Source organism: Pseudomonas sp. SCA2728.1_7 (assembly GCF_018138145.1).
Classification (GTDB): Bacteria; Pseudomonadota; Gammaproteobacteria; order Pseudomonadales; family Pseudomonadaceae; genus Aquipseudomonas; species Aquipseudomonas koreensis_A.
In genome coordinates, this window is record NZ_CP073104.1 from 975,721 (window position 1) to 994,084 (window position 18,364).

Genomic DNA, 18,364 nt, shown 5'->3' on the forward strand with positions numbered 1-18,364 from the left:
TCAATCAGAGGTTGCGTCGGATGTGCCGTTTTCCTGAATTGGCAGACAAACGCGAAACAGGGCGCCTTCGTTGATTTCACTCTCGACGACGATGGAGCCGCCATGGGCGGCGATGATCTGTTCGGAAATGAACAGACCCAGCCCGAGCCCGGCCACTACCGTCTTGGCGGAAACCCGTTCGAACTGTTGGAAAATACGCTTCTGGTTCTCTTGGCTGATGCCGATGCCACGGTCCTGCACCTCGACCCGAGCCTCATTACCTTCACGGTAAACCCGCACCTGAATCGGGCTGCGACCGCCGTAGCGCAGGGCGTTGGTCAGCAAGTTGGTGACCACCTGCTCGATGCGGAACTCGTCCCAGTTGCCTTCCACCGGCGCTGGCGCGGTGAACGACACTTCGGTTTCAGCGGCTTCGATCTGTGCCGCGAAGTTTTGCAGCAGGTTGCTCACCAGTTGCACCAGATCGAAACGACTCGGGCGGATCGACAACTTGCCGGTACGAATGCGTGAAACGTCGAGCATGTCTTCGATCAGGCGGATCAGGCTTTTGATCTGCCGCTCATCGCGGTCGACCATGGCGTGCATCTTGTCGAGGGTGAACGCCGCGGCGTTATCTCGGGCCAGGTGCATCTTGCGCAACTGGGTTTCGAGGATCAGGCCGTTGAGCGGCGTACGCACTTCGTGAGCGACGATGGACATGAAGTCGTCGCGCATGCGCACTGCCTGCTCCAATTCCAGCTGAGTGCTCTGCAGTTGTTGCAGCAGCGCTTCCTGCTCGCGTCGAGCCTGTTCCAGCGCTTCGAGCTGTTGCTTCATCGCCTTGCTCTGGCGGTACAGATCGACGAAGACATTGACCTTGCTCTTCACCGCATGGATATCCAGCGGTTTGTGCAGAAAGTCCACCGCCCCGCTCTCGTAACCCTTGAACGCATAATTGAGTTCACGGCCGGCGGCGCTGACGAAAATGATCGGGATGTTCTTGGTTTTCTCGGTGCCGCGCATCAACTCGGCGAGCTCGAAGCCGTTCATGCCCGGCATCTGCACGTCGAGGATGGCCATGGCGAACTCGTGTTGCAGCAGCAACGACAGTGCTTCGTCCGCCGACAACGCTTTGTAGACAGTACGGTCTTCACGCTTGATCAGCGCTTCGAGTGCCAGCAGGTTCTCCGGCAGATCGTCGACGATCAGCAGTTTGGCTTGGATATTACTCAGCATGCGATTCGTTCCAGCTCGACAAGCAGACGGCCGATGCCGTGAATGGGTAGGACATGATCCGGCTGCTGAATGTTCAGTGCAGCCTGGGGCATGGTGGCGACTTGCGCCTCTTCGGGATCCTGGACAATGGTCAATCCGCCACAGCGTTTGACCTGCGCCAGCCCGCGCGCGCCATCGTGATTGGCGCCGGTCAGCAGGACAGCGGCCAGTGATGAACCGTACGCGTCGGCGGCCGATTCAAACAGGTAGTCGATCGAAGGCCGGGAATAATGCACGCGGTCCTCAAGACTCAGCGACAGGCTGCGATCCTGCTCCACCGACAGGTGATAACCCGGCGTGGCGAAATAAACCGTCCCGGGAGCGATGTCCTGCTTGTCCGTCGCCTCTTCCACCGGCAGCATCAGGCGCCGGGCAAACACCTCAGCCAATTGACTGCGGCGCTCTTCGGGCAGGTGCAGCACGACGATGATCGGCAGCACGAAGCCTTGGCGCAGCGGCCCGAGCAGCGCGAGCAAAGCCTCAACGCCACCGGCGGAAGCACCGACCACAATCGCCTCGACGCGAGGTAAATCCACGGCCTCGTTCATGTTTTGCGGTAGATCCGTTCTTGTTTCACCAGCGCTTCGAACTGGTTGGCATAGCTGGAAAAATCCAGCGTCTCTTTACTGCCGAGCACCAGAAAGCCACGATGGCAAAGCGATTCATGGAACAAGCCAAACGCCCGATCCTGCAGCTTCTTGTTGAAGTAGATCAGCACGTTGCGGCAGGAAATCAACTGGGTTTCGGAGAACACACTGTCGGTCGCCAGACTGTGGTCGGCGAAGGTCACGTTTTCGCACAGGCTCTTGTCGAAAATCGCGTAACCGTACGCTGCCGTGTAGTAGTCGGCAAACGAGCGCTGACCACCGGCCTGCTGATAGTTGGCGGTGTACGCGCGAACATTCTCCATCGAAAAAATCCCCTGCTTGGCCTTGTCCAGCGAGCGCGGGTTGATGTCGGTGGCATAGATGATCGTGCGATCGAGCAGGCCTTCTTCGCGCAGCAGAATCGCCATCGAATAGACCTCCTCGCCCGTGCTGCACCCGGCGATCCAGATCTTGATCGACGGATACGTGCGCAGCAACGGCACCACTTCCCTGCGAATGGCGAGGAAGTGCGACGGGTCACGAAACATTTCGCTGACCGGGATCGTCAGCAATTGCAGCAACTGCATGAACGCCGTCGGATCGTGCAGAACCTTTTCCTGCAATGCGGAAATGGTCGCGCACTCGAACTGGCTCAGCGCGTGCTGCACCCGGCGCTTGATCGAAGCGCCGGAGTAATCGCGAAAATCGTAGCTGTACTTGAGGTAAATCGCCTCGATCAACAAGCGCAGTTCGATTTCACTGTTTCGTTCGGCTGGCGTACTGCTTTCCACTAAATGCGTTCCATCTTCGGTAACCACACGCGAATCAACGAGAACAGCCGATCCAGGTCGATGGGCTTGGCCAGGTAATCATTGGCGCCCGCCTGCAGGCAGCGCTCCTGATCGTCCTTCATGGCCTTGGCCGTCACCGCGATGATCGGCAGCTTGCGCCAGCGCGGATCCTTGCGGATTTCAATGGTGGCTTCGAAACCGTCCATTTCCGGCATCATCACGTCCATCAACACCAGATCGATGTCCTCGACTTCATTGAGTCTTTCAATCGCCTCACGCCCGTTACGGCCGATGACCACGACTGCACCTTTGGTCTCCAGAGCGCTGGTGAGGGCGAAAATGTTACGCACATCGTCGTCCACCAGCAGCACCTTGCGACCCTCGAAGACCTTGTCGCGGCTGCGCGCGGTCTTGAGCATCTTCTGCCGTTCATGGGACAACTGCGATTCGACTTTGTGCAGAAAGAGTGTGACCTCGTCCAGCAAACGCTCCGGCGAACGTGCACCCTTGATGATGATCGAGCGCGAATACTTGCGCAGTTCGGCTTCTTCATCGCGGGTCAGGTTGCGCCCGGTGTAAACGATGACCGGCGGGAACGAGCAGATATCCTCTGTGGACATGCGCTTTAGCAGGTCGTTGCCGAGCATGTCCGGCAGCTTCAAATCGATAACCATGCAGTCGTAGATCGTCGTGCGCAGTAGCTCCAAAGCATCCTGCGCGAGGCCAACGGCGGTGATTTCGATGTCTTCGTCGCCAATCAGTCGGGCAATGCTTTCGCGCTGCAGATCGTCGTCCTCGACCAACAGCACGCGTTTGACCTTCTGGGTCAGCTTGGCTTCGAGGCGGGCGAACACGTCCTTGAGCTCTTCGCGGGTGGTCGGCTTGACCGCGTAACCGATGGCGCCCATGTGCATCGCCGCTTCGACGCGGTCCTCGACGGAAATCACATGCACCGGAATGTGGCGGGTTTCAGCGTGCTCTTTCAGGCGCTGCAACACGGTGAGGCCAGAGTGATCCGGCAGGCGCATGTCGAGCAGAATCGCGTCCGGCACAAACTCTTTTGCCAGGTCATAACCTTCGTCTGCGCCATGGGCCACGAGACACTGATAACCGAGTTCATGCGCCAGAATCGTAGAGGATGTGCGCAAAGTTCGGCTCGTCTTCCACCACCAGAATGCAACGCGTGGCGAATGGCGCCTTGTCGCGGTCGTCGGCGAAGCGCGGAATGTGCACCGGCGCCAACGGCGAAACCACCGGCGCCAATGGCGCGCTGGCCGCCGCCGCTGGCGGAGTAAAGGTCAACGGCGCAAACGGTACGTCGCTGGACTCGTCGAACTGTTGCGGTAACACCAACGTGAACACACTGCCCTGCCCCGGCGCGCTGCTGACGCTGATCGAACCGCCGAGCAAGTTTGCCAGATCCCGCGAAATCGACAGGCCCAGACCAGTGCCGCCGTATTTGCGGTTGGTGGTGCCGTCGGCCTGGCGGAACGCTTCGAAAATGCTCTCCTGCTGATCAGCGGCAATGCCAATACCCGAATCACGCACAATGAACGCAATCCGATCATCCGGCTGACCAGCGATGGTCAGGCTGACGGTGCCCTTCTCGGTGAATTTCACGGCGTTGGACAGCAGGTTCTTGATCACCTGCTCCAGACGCTGTCGGTCGGTGAACAACATCGCCGGTGTGCCGGGTTGCAAATCGACACTGAAGGTCAGCTGCTTGTCTGCCGCCAACGGCTCGAACACATTGCGCAGGCCCTCGGCCAGGCGCGCGACGCTGGTGTTCTCGGGAATCACTTCGAGCTTGCCCGCCTCGACCTTGGAGATGTCCAGAATGTCGTTGATCAGGTTAAGCAGATCGTTGCCGGCAGAATAGATCGACTCGGCAAACTTGACCTGTTCGGCGCTGAGGTTGTCCTGCGGGTTCTCCGCCAGCAATTTGGCCAGAATCAGCGAACTGTTCAGCGGCGTGCGCAGTTCGTGGGACATGTTGGCGAGGAATTCGGACTTGTACTTGCTCGAGCGCTGCAACTCTTCGGCGCGTTCTTCGAGCTGTACCTGGGCCTGATTGAGTTCGGTGTTCTTCAGGTCCATGGCGTCGCGCTGCTCGGCCAAAGTCTGCGCCTGCTCGGCAAGCTGCTCGTTGGTCTGTTCCAGTTCGACTTGCTGGGTTTCCAGATGCGCCTGGGATTCCTTGAGAATCCGCGACTGCTCTTCCAGTTCTTCGTTGGCGGTTTTCAGCTCTTCCTGCTGCACCTGCAACTCTTCGTTGAGCTGCTGGGTTTCCGCCAGCACCTCCTGCAAACGCTGACGGTAGCGTGCAGCTTCGATGGAGGTGCCGATGTTGCCGGCAATCAGCTCCAGCAGTTCAATATCGCGGTCATTGAGCGGACGCAGGAAACCCAGTTCGATCACGCCGTTGACCCGATCGTCATCGCTGGTCGGCACCACCAGCACGCTGTGCGGCAAGCCTTCGCCCAGCCCTGAACTGACTTTGAAATAGTCCGACGGCACCGAATCCAGACGAATCAGCCGCGCCTGCTGCGCCACTTGGCCAACGATACCTTCGCCGCTGTAGATCGACTGGTCCTGCTCTTCCTGCTCGCGGGAGAAGCCGTAAGTGGCGACACGCTTGAGGCCACCGTGCTCTTCCCGCACATACAGCGCGGCGACGGCGGTGCCGAGGTATTGCGCGCAGAACTGCAGAATATTGCGTCCCAACAGATTCAGCGTCAGTTGCCCCAGCACCTGCTCGGCCAGTTCGGTCTGACCATTGCGCAACCACGCCTGTTGCTCCAGGCGCTCGGCGCTGGCTTGCTGTGCGGCCATGTTGGCGCTGTAGTTGGTCGACAGATTGACCAGATCGCGACGGCCGATATAGGCCAGCAAGCCACTGATACCGGCAATGAACAGCAGGTACAGGCTGATGCTCCAGATCGTGGTGCGGCGCACGTCTTCATTGCGCGTGGTGCGCAAAACCTGTTCGGTCTCGATGACATCTTCGAATTGCTTGCGGATTTCGTCCGTCAGGCGCTTGCCGCGTCCGGCCTTCACCGCGCCCCGGTAATCGCCGCTGGAACGCTGCAGATCAATCATCGACTGTGCGTAATTGGCCCACTCGATCTGCAAGGCTTGCAGACGGCGCAAGCGATCGGTTTGCACCGGGTTGTCGGCGGTCAATTCAAGCAAGGTGTTGAGCGCCACGGCGATGCGTGGCTTGGCCGTTTCATACGGATCGAGGAAGTGCTCGTCACCGCTGAGCAGGAAACCACGCATGCCGGTTTCCAGATCCACGGTAAGTTTCACCGCTTCGTTGGCGTTATTGATCACCCGGTCGGTGTGCTCCACCCACTGGATCACCGACAGCAGATAAGTGATCAGCGACACGAAGAACACGGCACTGAGCACACCGACGCCCAAAGGCAGACTGATGTTGCGACTCAGGAGTTTGCGAAACCGTTGCTCATCAACCGTAGACGGAGAGGACATGGGGCAGCCTTGTCGAACTGTTGAAAAACAGGCAGTTTGCCCCAAAACGACGGCGTGGATCCATTTTTCTCACACCTTTCGCAGCAAATTCCTACGCTCACCGGCATGTTCGCGCCCCCGAACAGTTATCCTTGCGGCCCCATCTGCGGCTATGCTTTTTTGTCTCGGGCGGGGAACTTGTGGCACTGCGCCACTTACTGATGAAAGAGCCCGGCACTTTTGATCGACCGGCGACCCTGAACTGACTTTCGAGAGCCTTAATATGTCTGCCACCCCATCCACCATCCTGGTCGTAGAAGACGACAACATCGTGCGCATGCTGATTGTCGATGTGCTCGAGGAGCTGGAGTTCGAGGTGCTCGAAGCTGACGGCAGCGAACAGGCTCTGCAGGTTCTCAAGGACGCCACCAAACACATTGACCTGATGATGACCGACGTCGGTCTGCCGGGCATGGATGGCCGCCAACTGGCGACCGAAGCACGCAAACTGCGCCCCGCCCTGCCGATCCTGTTCGCCAGTGGTTACGCAGAATCGATTGATGTTCCGGCGGGCATGCACGTTATCGGCAAGCCGTTCTCGATCGATCAACTGCGCGACAAGGTCAAGGCTGTTCTCGACCAGAACACCTGAGTACCGGGCGACCTGTGGTTTAATTGCGCGCCTTTTTTTGCCACAGCCCGCCTCAAGGAATACCCGCGCATGAACCAAGCCCCCTCCACCAAAGTCCTGGTTATTGGCTACGTCTGGCCGGAACCACGCTCTTCGGCTGCCAGCGGGCATGTCATGCAGATCCTTGAAACGTTTTTGCAGCAAGGCTGGCAGATCACGTTCAGCAGCCCGGCCGGTCCAGGCGAGCACAAGGCCGACCTGACGGCGTTGGGGATCCGCGAGGTGCCGATCGAACTCAACAACAGCAGCTTCGATGCATTCATTAGCGAACTGGCACCGGACATCGTCTTGTTCGACCAGTTCATGATGGAGGAGCAGTTCGGCTGGCGGGTTGAAAAGCACTGTCCTCAGGCGCTGCGCGTGCTGGAGACTTCCGACCTGCAAAGCCTGCGGCATGCGCGTCATCAGCGACTCAAGTCGCGCCTCAAGGTCAATCCTGACCAGAATGATTTCAGTGATGTCTTTGCCCCAGACCTGCGCGATGAATTCGGACTGATGGCCGAAACCGATCTGGCCAAGCGCGAAATTGCCGCACTGTATCGTTGCGATCTGAACCTGATGATCTCGGAAGTGGAAATCGAATTGCTGATCGAGCAGTTCGGTTTGCCTCGGCAGTTGCTGCACTGGTGCCCGTTGATGATCGATCCGCCTGCGGCCGCACCTGCCATATTTGCAGACAGGGCGAACTTCTTGAGCATCGGCAACTTCCGTCATGCGCCCAACTGGGATGCCGTGCTGTGGATGAAAACCACGATCTGGCCGCTGATTCGCGAGCAATTGCCCCGGGCCCAACTGCACATCTACGGCGCGTATACGCCGCCGAAAGCCACCGCACTGCATAACGCCAGCGAAGGCTTCCACATCATGAATTGGGCCGAAGATGCGTTGCAGGTCATGTCTGCCGCACGGGTCTGCCTGGCGCCTTTGCGCTTTGGTGCCGGGATCAAGGGCAAACTGATTGATGCCATGCTGTGTGGCACGCCCAGCGTCACGACACCGGTGGGTGCCGAGGCCATGCATGGCGATCACGCGTGGCCCGGTGCAGTTACGAGCAGCGCCGTCGAGTTCGCCAACAATGCCGTGGCGCTTTATAACGACGAGGCACGTTGGCAGGAAGCCCGTCTGGCAGGATATACGCTATTGAAACAACGCTACCCACAGTCGGTACATGGCTTTGCATTGATAGAGAAACTGCGTTATTGCCAACAACACCTGCATAGCCTTAGAGCGAAAAACTTCACGGGCAGCATGCTTCGCCATCACGCCCACAAAAGCACTCAATATATGTCGCAATGGATTGAAGCAAAAAACAACAGCAGCCAACAAGTGCAAAATTCATAAGCAATGACTTCTACACGACTTGCATTAAAAGCCAACTTTGCCAATTAACCGACAACCGTTATAAACATCCTGCGCGCAAAACCTCCTACAAACTTTAAATCCATCGCAGGATGTATAACATGAACCAGCTTGAAAATTTCCAGGCCTCCCAATGGATGGCCGACACACCGCAAATTGACAACTTGTCGCTTTTTGAACTGACCTTGCCAGGCACACATAATGCCGGCTGCGACGGGGAAGCGAGTTATGCGCTGATCCCCGGCAAGAACTGGCTCGCCTGTCAGGACGTATCCTTCTATTCACAGCTGAATCGCGGCGCGCGGGCCCTCGATGTACGCCTGACGGTCGATAACAAGGCGACAGGTCTGGCTAAGTTTCGTTTTCACCACAACGGCTATCTTTCTTCTCGTACGCTCGAAGAACTTGTACGTGACTTGAAAGGCTTTTATGAAAGAAACACCAATGAGTTCATCATTCTGGACTTTCATGAACTGGGAAATGGCAAGGATCCTTTTGATCATTCCGAGTTTCAGGCGTTGATACTGGAACATCTGGGTGAACGAATGATTCCCAATCGGAATCTGCATATGACCCTCGGCCAGCTCAAGGCAATCAGTCCATTGCAAAGAATAATGGTGGCAGCCCCGATGTCCTGGGAAACACAGGATTATCGAATTTATGGAAGAATCGAGCATATGTGGATCAATAAACAGCTTGTCAGTGCGCAAGACCTGCAGGGTTATATCAAAGAAGTATTGAAAATCCACAAAAGCACGTTATACCCATGGTCGCTGTCGGCAACCAGTTTTACCCTTGGCGGCCCTCAACGGATTCTCGACGATCTCGACATGTGGTTCGACCCTGACAAATCCGACTGGGCAAAAAAGTGCAACATCATCAATTTCGACTTTATTAAAAACTCGAACATTGTGCGTTTCTGCCAGCGGGTCAATCAGGAAAAAGCCGTTGATAAGTCCCGCAGCATGGTTCACGAACGGGCCGTTTGAGTGAAGCTGGCGCACACCCCGAGAAACGAGGCATGATCGGCAGGCGATAACAAGAAAAGTAGCTCGCCATGACCCGAACCGCCCGCGTGACCGACCCTTCTTACGAGTTGATGGATGACCATAACGGCTTGTCCATCATCTACCGCCAGCACGGTTTTCCGTGCCCGCTGGTGCGCTGGCATTTCCACAAGGAATACGAGCTGCACTTGATCGTGGCCAGCTCCGGCAAGGTGTTCATCGGCGACTACATCGGCAATTTTTACCCAGAAACCCTGTTTCTCACCGGCCCTAACTTGCCGCACAACTGGATCAGCCAGGTGGCCGAGGACGAGGTCGTTGAGAAGCGCGACATGCTGGTCAACTTCACCGACGAGCTGTTCGAGAGTGGCCACCAGGTGTTTGCCGAACTGAAAACCCTGGCGCCCCTGCTGGAGCGCGCGCAGTACGGCATCGAGTTTCGCTGCAAGCGCACCATCCGCCAGGCCATGACGCTCATGCAACGCATCGCCGACAGCAAGGGCATTACCCGCCTCGGGCACTTTTTCATCCTGATGGAGTTGCTTGCCGCCAGCGATGATTTTCAGTTGTTGTCCGGCGCCACCACTCCGCAACTGGCCGATGAGCACAATATCGATCGCACCAACCGGGCGGTCGATTACATTTTCAGCCACTACGCCCGCGATATTTCGCTGGAAGAAGTCGCCGAGCATCTGGGCATGACACCGACCTATTTCAGCCGGGTGTTCAAACAAGCCACCGGGCGCAATTTCATCGAGTTCGTCAATCGCCTGCGCATCAGCAAATCCTGCGAACTGCTGGCCGACGGCGACAAACCGGTGACCGAGGTGTGCTTTGAATCGGGGTTCAACAATATTTCCAACTTCAATCGGCGCTTTCAGCAGCTTAAAGGAATGACGCCGTCGCATTACCGGCGGCTCGCCGTGCAGCGCCTGACTGAACAAAACCACCACTGACAACGCAATTCCCCTGTAGGAGTGAGCCTGCTCGCGATAGCGGTGGGTCAGCTTGCAGAAATGTTGGCCGACATTCCGCTATCGCGAGCAGGCTCACTCCTACAAGGGGCTGTGTCGGCATCAGAAACCTGTACGCATTCGATAGCACCTCGGCGCTGAAAAGCCCTTCTCTGCATTCACCACGTCAAAGCCCAGTGCAAAAAAGTATCGACAAAAGTGTTAGGGATGATTTGTCAGCCCCGCGATTGAAGGCTGTAATCAGCGCACATTCTTCCTGCACAGGAAGACACAAAAACAATAACTGTCCTTCTGTTACCCACCGGGTGCAGAAAAGGAGTGCACGATGCAACCCACTGCAAAAGCTCTGCTTGCCCTCACCTGCATGACCCTCAGCAGCGTCAGCCTTGGCGCCCAGACCCTGACCATCGCCACCGTCAACAACAGCGACATGATCCGCATGCAAAAACTCTCGAAAACCTTCGAGACCGAGAATCCGGACATCAAGCTCAATTGGGTCGTGCTGGAAGAAAACGTCCTGCGCCAACGCCTGACCACCGACATCGCCACTCAGGGCGGGCAGTTCGACGTGTTGACCATCGGCATGTACGAAGCCGCACTGTGGGGTGCCAAAGGCTGGCTGGAGCCGATGAAGGATCTGCCGGCCAGTTACGCCCTCGACGACGTGTTCCCGTCGGTGCGTGAAGGCCTGTCAGTCAAGGGTTCGCTGTACGCCTTGCCGTTCTACGCGGAAAGCTCGATCACCTATTACCGCACTGACCTGTTCAAGGATGCCGGGCTGACCATGCCCGAGCGTCCGACCTGGGAACAGATCGCCGGGTTCGCCGAAAAACTCACCAACAAGGACAAGGAGCAGTACGGCATCTGCCTGCGCGGCAAGGCCGGCTGGGGCGAGAACATGGCGCTGATCACCACCGTCGCCAATGCTTACGGCGCACGCTGGTTCGATGAGCAGTGGAAACCGGAATTCAGCGGCCCTGAGTGGAAAAACGCGCTGAACTTCTACGTCGACACCATGAAGAAATCTGGCCCGCCGGGCGCTTCCAGCAACGGCTTCAACGAAAACCTCGCACTGTTCAACAGCGGCAAATGCGCAATGTGGGTCGATGCCAGCGTCGCCGGTTCGTTCGTTACCGACAAGACCCAGAGCAAGGTTGCCGATCACGTCGGTTTCACTTTTGCCCCACATCAAGTGACTGACAAAGGTTCGGCCTGGTTGTATTCGTGGGCGCTGGCGATTCCGACCAGTTCCAAAGCCAAAGACGCCGCTAAAGAATTCAGCGCCTGGGCAACGTCCAAAGAGTACGGCGACCTGGTGGCCAAGACTGACGGCATTGCCAACGTACCGCCGGGGACTCGCGCCTCGACCTACAGCGACGCTTACATGAGCGCGGCGCCGTTCGCCAAGGTGACCCTGGAATCGTTGAAAGTGGCTGACCCTAGCAAACCGACGCTGAAACCGGTGCCGTACATTGGCATTCAACTAGTGACCATTCCTGAGTTCCAGGCCGTGGGCACCCAGGTCGGCAAGCTGTTCTCGGCGGCGCTGATCGGCCAGACCACGGTGGATCAAGCCTTGGCTGCCGCCCAGCAAACCACTGAACGCGAGATGAAGCGCGCCGGTTATCCCAAGTAACCGCAACAGCTCGCTCCTGCCTTTTGTAGGAGTGAGCCTGCTCGCGATAGCGGTGTATCAGTCACCGACGGTGTTGGATGGAAAACCGCTATCGCGAGCAGGCTCACTCCTACATTAGATCTCCATAGGTCTGTATGACTCGGTTGTGATCGCCATGAATACTTCAACTGCCAAAGCCCACCTCGACCTGTCGCAGCCTGCGCGCAAGGTCCGCGTACGCAATCCCGGCTGGTTTCTGGTCAGCCCTTCGGTGGCCCTGTTGCTGCTGTGGATGATCGTGCCGCTGGGCATGACCATTTACTTCTCGATGATCCGCTACAACCTGCTCTACCCCGGCGAAAACGAATTCGTCGGGCTGGAGAACTTCAGCTATTTCCTGACTGATTCGGGCTTCATGCCCGGCGCCACCAACACACTGTTGCTGGTCGGTAGCGTGTTGCTGATCAGTGTGGTGTTGGGCGTGTTGATCAGCGCGTTGCTCGAGGCCAGCGAATTCCTCGGCCGTGGCATTGTGCGAGTCATGCTGATTTCGCCGTTCTTCATCATGCCCACGGTCGGTGCGCTGATCTGGAAGAACCTGATTTTCCATCCGGTCTCGGGGATCCTCGCTTACATCTGGAAGCTGTTCGGCGCGCAACCGGTGGACTGGCTCGCGCACTACCCGTTGCTGTCGATCATCATCATTGTCTCGTGGCAGTGGCTGCCCTTCGCCATCCTGATTCTGATGACCGCCATGCAGTCCCTCGACCAGGAACAGAAAGAAGCCGCGCGCCTCGACGGTGCCGGGCCGATCGCGATCTTCTGGCACCTGACCCTGCCGCATCTGGCGCGGCCGATTGCCGTGGTGGTGATGATCGAAACGATCTTCTTGCTGTCAGTGTTCGCCGAGATTTTCACCACCACCAACGGCGGCCCCGGCTACGCCTCGACCAACCTCGCCTACCTGATCTACAACCAGGCGCTGGTGCAGTTCGACGTCGGCATGGCTTCGGCGGGCGGCTTGATTGCCGTGGTCATCGCCAACATCGCCGCGATCATTCTGGTGCGGATGATCGGCAAAAACCTGACTGACAAAGCCTGAGGCCTGCCATGACTCTCCAACAATCCCGCCGGCTGCAAAGCCTGCTGCTCGGCACCCTGGCCTGGGCCATCGCGATCGTGATCTTCTTCCCGATCTTCTGGATGGTGATGACCAGTTTCAAAACCGAAATCGACGCGTTCGCCACGCCGCCGCAGTTCATCTTCACGCCGACGCTGGAGAACTACCTGCACATCAATGAGCGCAGCGATTACTTCAGTTTCGCCTGGAACTCGGTGGTGATTTCCTTCAGCGCTACAGCCCTGTGCCTGCTGATCGCGGTGCCCGCCGCTTACTCGATGGCGTTCTACGAAACCCAGCGCACCAAAGGCACGCTGTTGTGGATGCTCTCGACCAAGATGCTGCCGCCGGTGGGCGTGCTGATGCCGATCTACCTGCTGGCGAAGAGTTTCGGCCTGCTCGATACGCACATCGCGCTGATCGTGATCTACACGCTGATCAACCTGCCGATCGTGGTCTGGATGGTTTACACCTACTTCAAGGACATCCCCAAAGACATCCTCGAAGCCGCCCGCCTCGACGGCGCCACACTGTGGCAGGAAATGGTCCGCGTGCTGCTGCCGATTGCCAAGGGTGGACTTGCTTCGACCGTGTTGCTGTCGCTGATTCTGTGCTGGAACGAGGCGTTCTGGTCGCTGAACCTGACCTCGTCGAAAGCTGCGCCACTGACCGCTTTGATCGCCTCGTATTCGAGTCCCGAAGGTTTGTTCTGGGCCAAGTTGTCGGCGGTATCGACCCTGGCCTGTGCGCCGATTCTGATCTTCGGCTGGATCAGCCAGAAGCAACTGGTGCGCGGCCTCTCCTTTGGCGCCGTGAAATGAACATCCCGAACCCAACACATTCCCCTGTAGGAGTGAGCCTGCTCGCGATGAGGGCGTGTCAGTCGCCATCATTGTTGAATGACACTCCGCTATCGCGAGCAGGCTCACTCCTACAAAAACGCGTTCGATTCAACTGAATAATAAATTGCGGAGGCCCATCATCATGGCCAACCTGAAAATCAAGAATCTGCAAAAAGGCTTCGAAGGCTTCTCCATCATCAAGGGCATCGACCTGGAAGTGAATGACAAGGAATTCGTGGTCTTCGTCGGTCCCTCGGGCTGCGGCAAATCCACCCTGTTGCGCCTGATCGCGGGTCTGGAAGAAGTCAGCGACGGCACCATCGAACTCGATGGCCGCGACATCACCGAAGTCAGCCCGGCCAAGCGCGATCTGGCGATGGTGTTCCAGACCTACGCGCTGTACCCGCACATGACCGTAAAGAAAAACATGTCCTTCGCCCTCGATCTGGCCGGCGTGCCGAAAGCCGAAGTCGAGAAAAAAGTCGGCGAAGCGGCGCGGATTCTCGAACTCGGGCCGATGCTTGAGCGCAAGCCGAAACAGCTTTCCGGTGGTCAGCGTCAGCGGGTGGCGATTGGTCGCGCGATCGTGCGCAATCCGAAAATCTTCCTGTTCGACGAACCGCTGTCCAACCTCGACGCCGCGCTGCGCGTGCAGATGCGCCTCGAGCTGCTGCGTCTGCACAAGGATCTGCAAGCGACGATGATCTACGTGACCCACGATCAGGTCGAAGCGATGACCATGGCCGATAAAGTCGTGGTGCTCAATGGCGGCAAGATCGAACAGGTCGGCTCGCCGCTGGACCTGTATCACAACCCGGCGAACCTGTTCGTCGCGGGGTTCCTCGGCACGCCGAAAATGGGCTTCCTCAAAGGCAAGATTGCCCGCGTCGATGGCCAGAGCTGCGAAGTCTCGCTGGACGCCGGTACGCGCATCACCCTGCCGTTCAACGCCGCCAACCTCAGTGTCGGCAGCGCCGTGACCCTGGGCATTCGCCCGGAACATCTGGAACTGGCGCAACCCGGTGATTGCACCCTGCAAGTCACCGCTGACGTCAGCGAACGCCTGGGCAGCGACACCTTCTGCCACGTCACCACCAACGCCGGCGAAGCCCTGACCATGCGCGTGCGCGGTGATCTGGCCAGCCGTTACGGCGAACAATTGAGCCTGCACCTGGACGCGGCTCAGTGCCATTTATTCGATGCCGAAGGTATCGCGTTGACCCGTCCTCTGCGTGCTGCGGCCTGACTTCGAGAACTCCCGATGAAACTCAATCAACAGAATCTCCATCGTCTGGCCAGCGAAGTGCAATTGCCGGCCTACAGCCTCAACGACACGCGCCAGGGCATCGCCCACATTGGCGTCGGCGGTTTTCACCGCGCGCATCAGGCGTATTACACCGACGCCCTGATGAACACCGGCGAAGCGCTCGACTGGGCCATTTGCGGAGTTGGCCTGCGTGCCGAAGACCGCCGCGCCCGCGACGATCTCAAGGAGCAGGATTACCTGTTCACCCTGTTCGAACTCGGTGACAGCGACGACACCGAAGTGCGCGTGATCGGCGCGATTCGCGACATGCTGCTGGCCGAGGACGGCGCCCAGGCGCTGATCGACAAACTCGCCGACCCGCAAATCCGTATCGTCTCGCTGACCATCACCGAGGGTGGATATTGCATCGACGACAGCAACGGCGAATTCATGGCGCACCTGCCACAGATTCAGCACGATCTGGCTAACCCGGATACGCCGAAAACCGTGTTCGGCTTTTTGTGTGCAGCCCTGGAAAAACGCCGGGCGGCGGGCATCCCGGCGTTTACCGTGATGTCGTGCGATAACCTGCCACACAACGGCGCCGTGACGCGCAAGGCGCTGCTGGCCTTTGCCACGCTGCGCAATAGCAATCTGTGCAGTTGGATCGACGCCAACGTCAGTTTCCCCAACGCCATGGTCGACCGCATCACTCCCATGACCAGCACCGCGCATCGCCTGCAACTGGCCGATAAACACGGCGTCGACGATGCCTGGCCGGTGGTCTGCGAGCCGTTCGTGCAGTGGGTGCTGGAGGACAAATTCGTCAACGGCCGCCCGGCTTGGGAAAAGGTCGGCGTGCAGTTCACCGACGATGTTTCGCCGTATGAAGAGATGAAAATCAAACTGCTCAACGGCAGCCACCTGGCGCTGACCTATCTGGGCTTTTTGAAGGGTTATCGGTTTGTGCACGAGACCATGAATGACCCGCTGTTCGTGCGCTATATGCGTGCTTATATGGATCTCGACGTGACCCCGCAACTGGCGCCGGTGCCGGGCATTGATCTGACCGAATACAAAAACACCCTGGTGGCGCGGTTTTCCAATCAGGCGATTGCCGATCAACTGGAGCGGGTGTGTTCGGACGGTTCGTCGAAGTTTCCCAAGTTCACCATTCCTACCATCAACCGGTTGATTGCCGATGGGCAGGAGACCAAGCGCGCGGCGTTGGTGGTGGCGGCGTGGGCGTTGTATTTGAAGGGGGTTGATGAGAATGGTGATACCTATTCGATCCCGGATCCGCGCGCGGCTTTTTGTCAGGCGTTGGTGGCGGATGATGCTTTAATCACGCAGCGGTTGTTGGCGGTCGAAGAGATTTTTGGCACGGCGATTCCGCGTTCGGCGGAGTTTGTGGCGGCGTTTGAGTGGTGCTGCAATAGCTTGCGTGAACAGGGTGTGACACGGACTTTGCAGCGGATTCTGGATTGAAAAGCCCCTCACCCTAGCCCTCTCCCGGAGGGAGAGGGAACTGACCGAGGCGTTCTTGCGGAATACATCGACCTGAAAGTCCGGAGTCGAACTCAGGTATTGAACAGCACCTGATTGAGAGCACCGCAGTCGAACTCAGCTTTTGAACAGCCCCGGTTTGAGAGAACCGCAGTCGAACTCAGGGTTTGAACAGCACCTGATTGAGAGCACCGCAGTCGAACTCAGATGTTGAACTGCCCCTGATTGAGATATCCGCAGTCGAACAAAAAATTTGAAAAGCCCCTGATTGAGAGATCCACAGTCGAATTCAGGTTTTGAACAGCCCCCGATCGGCTCCCTTCCCCCTCGCCCCCTTGGGGGAGAGGGCTGGGGTGAGGGGGTAAGCTCTTGATCCTCACCACACCCCGAGTGGTTCACACATGACAACACAACAACTGTTCCTCGGCATCGACTGCGGCACCCAAGGCACCAAAGCCATCATCCTCGACGCCATCAGCGGTCAAGTCCTTGGCCAAGGCGCCGCCGCACACACAATGATCAGCGGCGCCAACGGCCGCCGCGAGCAAGACACCCAGCAATGGCTGGAAGCCTTCGCCCTCGCCACTCGCCGTGCATTACTCGCGGCGAATGTCGACGGCCAGTCGATCCTCGGCATCGGCGTCTCCGGCCAGCAGCACGGTCTGGTCCTGCTCGATGATCAAGGTGAAGTCCTGCGCCCGGCCAAGCTCTGGTGCGACACCGAAACCAGCGCCGAGAACGACCGCCTACTCACTCATCTGGGCGGTGAAAAAGGCTCGCTGGAACGCCTCGGCGTGGTTATCGCGCCGGGCTACACCGTGTCGAAACTGCTCTGGACCAAAGAACAGCACCCCGTGGTGTTCTCACGCATCGCACGCATTCTGCTGCCCCACGACTACCTGAACTTCTGGCTCACCGGTCGCGCCTGCAGTGAGTACGGCGACGCCTCCGGCACCGGCTATTTCAACGTGCGCACGCGCCAATGGGACTTGCAGCTGCTGCGCGACATCGACGCCAGCGGACGCCTGCAAGCGGCGCTACCAGAGCTGATCGATGCGCACCAAAACGTCGGCACCCTCCTCCCGGCCATCGCAGAACACCTCGGCATCAACCCCAATGCGCTGGTCTCCAGCGGCGGCGGCGACAACATGATGGGCGCCATCGGCACCGGCAATATTCAGCCCGGCGCGATCACCATGAGCCTCGGCTCTTCCGGCACGGTGTACGCCTATTCCGAAGTGCCGAAAGTCAGCCCGGACGCCTCGGTCGCGACGTTCTGCTCGTCCAGCGGCGGTTGGTTGCCGCTGATCTGCACCATGAACCTGACCAACGCCACCGGCGCGATTCGCGAGCTGTTCGACCTCGACCTGCGGCAGTTCAACGACCTCGTCGCCCAAGCCCCCATCGGCGCCGACGGCGTGAGCATGCTGCCGTTCCTCAACGGCGAACGCGTCCCCGCCCTGCCCCACGCCACCGGCAGCCTGCACGGCTTGACGCTGGACAACCTGACCCAGGCCAATCTGTGCCGCGCCGCCGTCGAAGGCACCACCTTCGGTTTGCGCTACGGGCTGGATTTGCTCCGCCAGAATGGTTTACAAAGCCGCAGCATTTGCCTGATCGGCGGCGGTTCGAAAAGCGCGGTGTGGCGGCAGATCGTCGCCGACATCATGAACACCCCGGTGATCTGCACCGAACAAAGCGAAGCCGCCGCCCTCGGCGCGGCGATTCAAGCGGCGTGGTGTAAATCCTGGTCGAACGGCCACGAAGACACCCTCGCCGACCTGTGCCAGCGCTGCGTGAAACTCGATTCCAGCAGTGAAACCCTGCCGATTGCCGCCAACGTCGCGGCGTTTCAGCAGGCCTATGAACGCTATCAACAGCATGTCGCAACCCTATAAAGA

The 18,364-nt window shown here is 58.4% G+C and carries 13 protein-coding genes and 1 pseudogene; 10 read left to right on the forward strand and 4 right to left on the reverse strand.

Annotated elements, in window-relative coordinates; all coding sequences use genetic code 11:
* The 4 genes and pseudogenes from KBP52_RS04245 to KBP52_RS04260 all read right to left on the reverse strand — a co-directional run bounded on the left by KBP52_RS04245 (position 1) and on the right by KBP52_RS04260 (position 6,124).
* Positions 1 to 1,215 carry a hybrid sensor histidine kinase/response regulator gene (locus KBP52_RS04245; protein WP_077573026.1) on the reverse strand — a complete coding sequence of 405 codons (1,215 nt, stop codon included), beginning with the start codon at positions 1,213 to 1,215 and terminating at the stop codon, positions 1 to 3.
* Positions 1,209 to 1,802 carry a chemotaxis protein CheB gene (locus KBP52_RS04250; protein ID WP_212622163.1) on the reverse strand — a complete coding sequence of 198 codons (594 nt, stop codon included), beginning with the start codon at positions 1,800 to 1,802 and terminating at the stop codon, positions 1,209 to 1,211. The genes KBP52_RS04245 and KBP52_RS04250 overlap by 7 nt, the downstream gene beginning before the upstream one ends.
* The gene (locus tag KBP52_RS04255; RefSeq protein WP_123595650.1) at positions 1,799 to 2,632 is read right to left on the reverse strand and encodes a protein-glutamate O-methyltransferase CheR; all 834 of its coding nucleotides are present in this window, start codon (positions 2,630 to 2,632) and stop codon (positions 1,799 to 1,801) included. The genes KBP52_RS04250 and KBP52_RS04255 overlap by 4 nt, the downstream gene beginning before the upstream one ends.
* Positions 2,632 to 6,124, reverse strand: a pseudogene (locus KBP52_RS04260) (response regulator). The gene KBP52_RS04255 and the pseudogene KBP52_RS04260 overlap by 1 nt, the downstream one beginning before the upstream one ends.
* Positions 6,125 to 6,386: 262 nt before the next feature.
* On the opposite strand from KBP52_RS04260, the gene KBP52_RS04265 reads away from it, so the two are divergent.
* The 10 genes from KBP52_RS04265 (at position 6,387) to xylB (ending at position 18,361) form a co-directional block, all read left to right on the forward strand.
* The gene (locus tag KBP52_RS04265) at positions 6,387 to 6,755 is read left to right on the forward strand and encodes a response regulator (protein WP_212622164.1); all 369 of its coding nucleotides are present in this window, start codon (positions 6,387 to 6,389) and stop codon (positions 6,753 to 6,755) included.
* A gap of 69 nt (positions 6,756 to 6,824) precedes the next feature.
* A complete protein-coding gene (locus tag KBP52_RS04270; RefSeq protein WP_212622165.1) occupies positions 6,825 to 8,135 on the forward strand; it encodes a glycosyltransferase in 1,311 nt (436 codons plus the stop codon).
* 119 nt (positions 8,136 to 8,254) lie between these two features.
* Positions 8,255 to 9,142 carry a phospholipase gene (locus KBP52_RS04275; protein ID WP_212622166.1) on the forward strand — a complete coding sequence of 296 codons (888 nt, stop codon included), beginning with the start codon at positions 8,255 to 8,257 and terminating at the stop codon, positions 9,140 to 9,142.
* A 68-nt stretch (positions 9,143 to 9,210) separates the two neighbouring features.
* Complete coding sequence (locus KBP52_RS04280; protein ID WP_077573033.1) at positions 9,211 to 10,116, forward strand: AraC family transcriptional regulator; 906 nt, start codon at positions 9,211 to 9,213, stop codon at positions 10,114 to 10,116.
* Positions 10,117 to 10,459: 343 nt separating this feature from the next.
* A complete protein-coding gene (locus KBP52_RS04285) occupies positions 10,460 to 11,770 on the forward strand; it encodes a sugar ABC transporter substrate-binding protein (RefSeq protein WP_212622167.1) in 1,311 nt (436 codons plus the stop codon).
* 154 nt (positions 11,771 to 11,924) lie between these two features.
* Positions 11,925 to 12,851, forward strand: a complete 927-nt coding sequence (locus KBP52_RS04290) for a sugar ABC transporter permease (protein WP_095121016.1) — start codon at positions 11,925 to 11,927, stop codon at positions 12,849 to 12,851.
* 8 nt (positions 12,852 to 12,859) lie between these two features.
* Positions 12,860 to 13,690, forward strand: a complete 831-nt coding sequence (locus tag KBP52_RS04295) for a carbohydrate ABC transporter permease (RefSeq protein ID WP_212622168.1) — start codon at positions 12,860 to 12,862, stop codon at positions 13,688 to 13,690.
* A gap of 163 nt (positions 13,691 to 13,853) precedes the next feature.
* Positions 13,854 to 14,957 carry a sn-glycerol-3-phosphate ABC transporter ATP-binding protein UgpC gene (gene ugpC / locus KBP52_RS04300; RefSeq protein WP_123595639.1) on the forward strand — a complete coding sequence of 368 codons (1,104 nt, stop codon included), beginning with the start codon at positions 13,854 to 13,856 and terminating at the stop codon, positions 14,955 to 14,957.
* A gap of 15 nt (positions 14,958 to 14,972) precedes the next feature.
* Positions 14,973 to 16,445, forward strand: a complete 1,473-nt coding sequence (locus tag KBP52_RS04305) for a mannitol dehydrogenase family protein (protein WP_212622169.1) — start codon at positions 14,973 to 14,975, stop codon at positions 16,443 to 16,445.
* A 419-nt stretch (positions 16,446 to 16,864) separates the two neighbouring features.
* The gene (gene xylB / locus KBP52_RS04310; RefSeq protein ID WP_212622170.1) at positions 16,865 to 18,361 is read left to right on the forward strand and encodes a xylulokinase; all 1,497 of its coding nucleotides are present in this window, start codon (positions 16,865 to 16,867) and stop codon (positions 18,359 to 18,361) included.
* Positions 18,362 to 18,364 lie beyond the last annotated feature (3 nt).

Bases quoted from the DNA above. Each gene is read 5' to 3' on its own strand.
- KBP52_RS04245 (WP_077573026.1), bottom strand. From the start codon at position 1,215: ATGCTGAGTAATATCCAAGCCAAACTGCTGATCGTCGACGATCTGCCG.
- KBP52_RS04250 (WP_212622163.1), bottom strand. From the start codon at position 1,802: ATGAACGAGGCCGTGGATTTACCTCGCGTCGAGGCGATTGTGGTCGGT.
- KBP52_RS04265 (WP_212622164.1), top strand. From the start codon at position 6,387: ATGTCTGCCACCCCATCCACCATCCTGGTCGTAGAAGACGACAACATC.
- KBP52_RS04270 (WP_212622165.1), top strand. From the start codon at position 6,825: ATGAACCAAGCCCCCTCCACCAAAGTCCTGGTTATTGGCTACGTCTGG.
- KBP52_RS04275 (WP_212622166.1), top strand. From the start codon at position 8,255: ATGAACCAGCTTGAAAATTTCCAGGCCTCCCAATGGATGGCCGACACA.
- KBP52_RS04280 (WP_077573033.1), top strand. From the start codon at position 9,211: ATGACCCGAACCGCCCGCGTGACCGACCCTTCTTACGAGTTGATGGAT.
- KBP52_RS04285 (WP_212622167.1), top strand. From the start codon at position 10,460: ATGCAACCCACTGCAAAAGCTCTGCTTGCCCTCACCTGCATGACCCTC.
- KBP52_RS04290 (WP_095121016.1), top strand. From the start codon at position 11,925: ATGAATACTTCAACTGCCAAAGCCCACCTCGACCTGTCGCAGCCTGCG.
- KBP52_RS04295 (WP_212622168.1), top strand. From the start codon at position 12,860: ATGACTCTCCAACAATCCCGCCGGCTGCAAAGCCTGCTGCTCGGCACC.
- ugpC (WP_123595639.1), top strand. From the start codon at position 13,854: ATGGCCAACCTGAAAATCAAGAATCTGCAAAAAGGCTTCGAAGGCTTC.
- KBP52_RS04305 (WP_212622169.1), top strand. From the start codon at position 14,973: ATGAAACTCAATCAACAGAATCTCCATCGTCTGGCCAGCGAAGTGCAA.
- xylB (WP_212622170.1), top strand. From the start codon at position 16,865: ATGACAACACAACAACTGTTCCTCGGCATCGACTGCGGCACCCAAGGC.